Origin of the sequence: Mesobacillus sp., assembly GCF_049588175.1 — a bacterium.
Classification (GTDB): domain Bacteria; phylum Bacillota; class Bacilli; order Bacillales; family Cytobacillaceae; genus Mesobacillus.
In genome coordinates, this window is record NZ_JBAVFI010000791.1 from 1 (window position 1) to 2,659 (window position 2,659).

2 protein-coding genes are annotated in these 2,659 nt (G+C 38.5%); both read right to left on the minus strand.

Annotation, left to right across the window (positions count from 1 at the left end):
• The coding region (locus WB217_RS19245; RefSeq protein ID WP_423994952.1) for a helix-turn-helix domain-containing protein at window positions 1-574 on the minus strand (574 nt) is incomplete at its 3' end.
• Between the two features lie 175 nt (window positions 575-749).
• Window positions 750-2,024 carry a S8 family peptidase gene (locus WB217_RS19250; protein ID WP_423994953.1) on the minus strand — a complete coding sequence of 425 codons (1,275 nt, stop codon included), beginning with the start codon at window positions 2,022-2,024 and terminating at the stop codon, window positions 750-752.
• Window positions 2,025-2,659 lie beyond the last annotated feature (635 nt).

Consider the following 2,659-nt stretch of genomic DNA (forward strand, 5'->3'; position numbering starts at 1 on the left):
CTATAGCTCTATGATATAAGAGCTCCCCACTTGAAATTTCAATTTTGGAATCCTTACCGATTGAATCCAGTAACTGATCAGCTTTGCTATAAGATCCCTTCTTTAATAACCATACAGCATAAAGATAGGAAAATAAAGCCATTTGAGGTTGGGAAAATATTTTCTTCTGTTTATTCAGAAGTTCATATTGTATTTGTGCCTCAGAGATCATTCCCTTGAAAATCAGATATCTAAATTTGGAAAGCTCATATGTATGTAAGTTAGTGGTAAATGGAATAATTCCCTCGTATTCTTTTAGCATTTCCATCGCTTTATCTGCTTCGTCATTTAAGAAGTAATCAATCTTCTCGTTAAGATCAGATACCAGCTGTTTTATCACTTCTTCATTTTCTGTTATAGAAGAAATATTCACTCCAAGCCTTGCGAGAAGCAAGCCCATCGTCTCTTCATTAGCTTCCTTTGAGTTACTCTCAATTTTGCTTAAATGGGGAACCGAACATATGCCATTTGCCAGTTCCTTTTGCGTTAAGCCCTGTTGTATTCTATAGAATTTAATAAGTGGACCGAATTGCATACATTCACCTGCCGTTTTCTTTTTAATCTACCATCTTTTAGAATATTTTAAACAGTGCAAAAGTACCATTTTTTCAAAATACTTTATTTCCTGCTATTTAAGATCGTTTCAATTAAATAGAGCCACCCGAATCAAACAACCCGGATGGCTGGCATAATTTGTAGTTTCTACGTTCTTATTTTACACGTGGGAATCCAAAACCAGAAGCATAGTCATCGCCAGTTGCTGCTCCTGTGCCGCCCTTGATATCATACAGCTTTGCACGTCTTTGGATTTCAGAACGAAGCTGAGCGTTGCTCCATGATTTGTTTGAAGACCAAAGTTTAGCTGCAAGGCCAGAAATATGTGGAGTTGCCATTGATGTACCACTCATTGTCGTATAATTTCCATCAACTGCTGTTGAATAGATACCTCCGCCAGGAGCTGATACTTCAACATCTTTTTCCTGGATGTAGTAATCACCATCCGTATTTGGGTTGCCGCGAGATGAGAAATCTGAAACTTTATGCGTTCCATTTACAAAAGTGTTATCAAGAGATGCTACAGCAATTGCATTTGTCAATGCACCAGGATAGCCAATTGTATTAGCACTCGGACCGCTGTTGCCTGCAGCTGCAACTACTAACGCTCCTTTGCCATATGCATAATCTACCGCACTAGCAATCATTGAATCTTTTCCACTTGAGCCTAAAGACATAGAGATAACAACCTTAGTGCCTGTACGAACTCCTTCATCTGCAGCATGACGGATTGCTCCAGCGATGTCATCTGAATAACCAGATCCATTGTCACCTAACACTTTAAATGCCCAAAGCTCTGCGTCTGGTGCGACACCGTAAACACCTGCTCCATCATATCCGCCGTTTGCTAATACAGTTCCAGAAACGTGTGTTCCATGTCCTTGACGGTCAGTACACGAACCATTTACCATTGATGAACTAGTCTGAGTGAAATCTTTACATTGTTCAACATTGTCTGTTAAGTCAATGTGATTACGGTTTACGCCTGTGTCAAGGACTGCTACCTTGATTCCATCCCCTCCAGTCGTATAAGTGATATTGTTGTCGTTGTAGATTGCCTGGATTCCCCATGGAGTCTGGTCAGATGGATAAGCAGCCTGAACTGTATAGTCCCCCTTCCCTTTCCCATTAGCATCAACACGGCCATCGACTGTAATTTGCTCAACTCTAGTAATATTTAAATTTTTGTTGTTCAAAAGAGCCTGATATTGCTTCCCATTCACTTCGGTTGTGAATCCTTCACTGCCAAAATTCCAGCGTTCGCCGTATTGATCTTTTACTTTCGCTTTCTCGGAACTCGGACCCTGAATTAAAACTCGATAAGTATCTTGGCTTTCTGACGATCCTGCGCCAAAAGCCCCTGTTGCAAACATGGAAACTCCCATTGCCAAACTAAGTACTGCAGAGCCGAGTATTCTTTTTTTCTTCATCCTTTTGCTCCTCTCACCTACGAATAATTTTGGCAGCTTGCTGGCTGCGAGTTAAGTATATTTCAAATTTTCTGCTAATATCAACACATAACCCAGGTGTTTTAATTGGGAAATAAGTATTGATTTAAAGCTTGTTCTTCAAAGATTTGGAACCTTATTTCCAACTGTATATCCAATCCTATTTATTGTTTTTTTGCCATAGAAGTATGAAAATAAATCCAACTCCTTCTATAGTATTGGGGGTAAAAAAAGTTCGGATTTTAACAGTATATAAGGATTCTTATATATGATAAAAATGGAAAATAACGGATGGGGTGTAGTTGGGAAACTAGGTGTTTTTTTGTCGAAATGGTGGGTTTGTAAGCATTTAGGTGGATCTTACTTCGGACTAAAAAAACGGTAATTCTGGCTCCATTCTTTTAGGAATTTAACCTTAAAAATGCCCTTTGCTTTTGAAATATTCATTACTTCTACAATGAAATATGTGTTTAATAATTGCTTTCTATCCATAAAGTAAAACGCCTTCTACATATTCCATAAACCCAAAATAACTTCGATTTCCCTTCGAATTCTCAGTTTGTCGAAAAAGATACAGTTCACCGATTAGTTATTGAAACCCTGAAACGGAAATCAAC

Bases quoted from the DNA above. Each gene is read 5' to 3' on its own strand.
- WB217_RS19250 (WP_423994953.1), bottom strand. From the start codon at position 2,024: ATGAAGAAAAAAAGAATACTCGGCTCTGCAGTACTTAGTTTGGCAATG.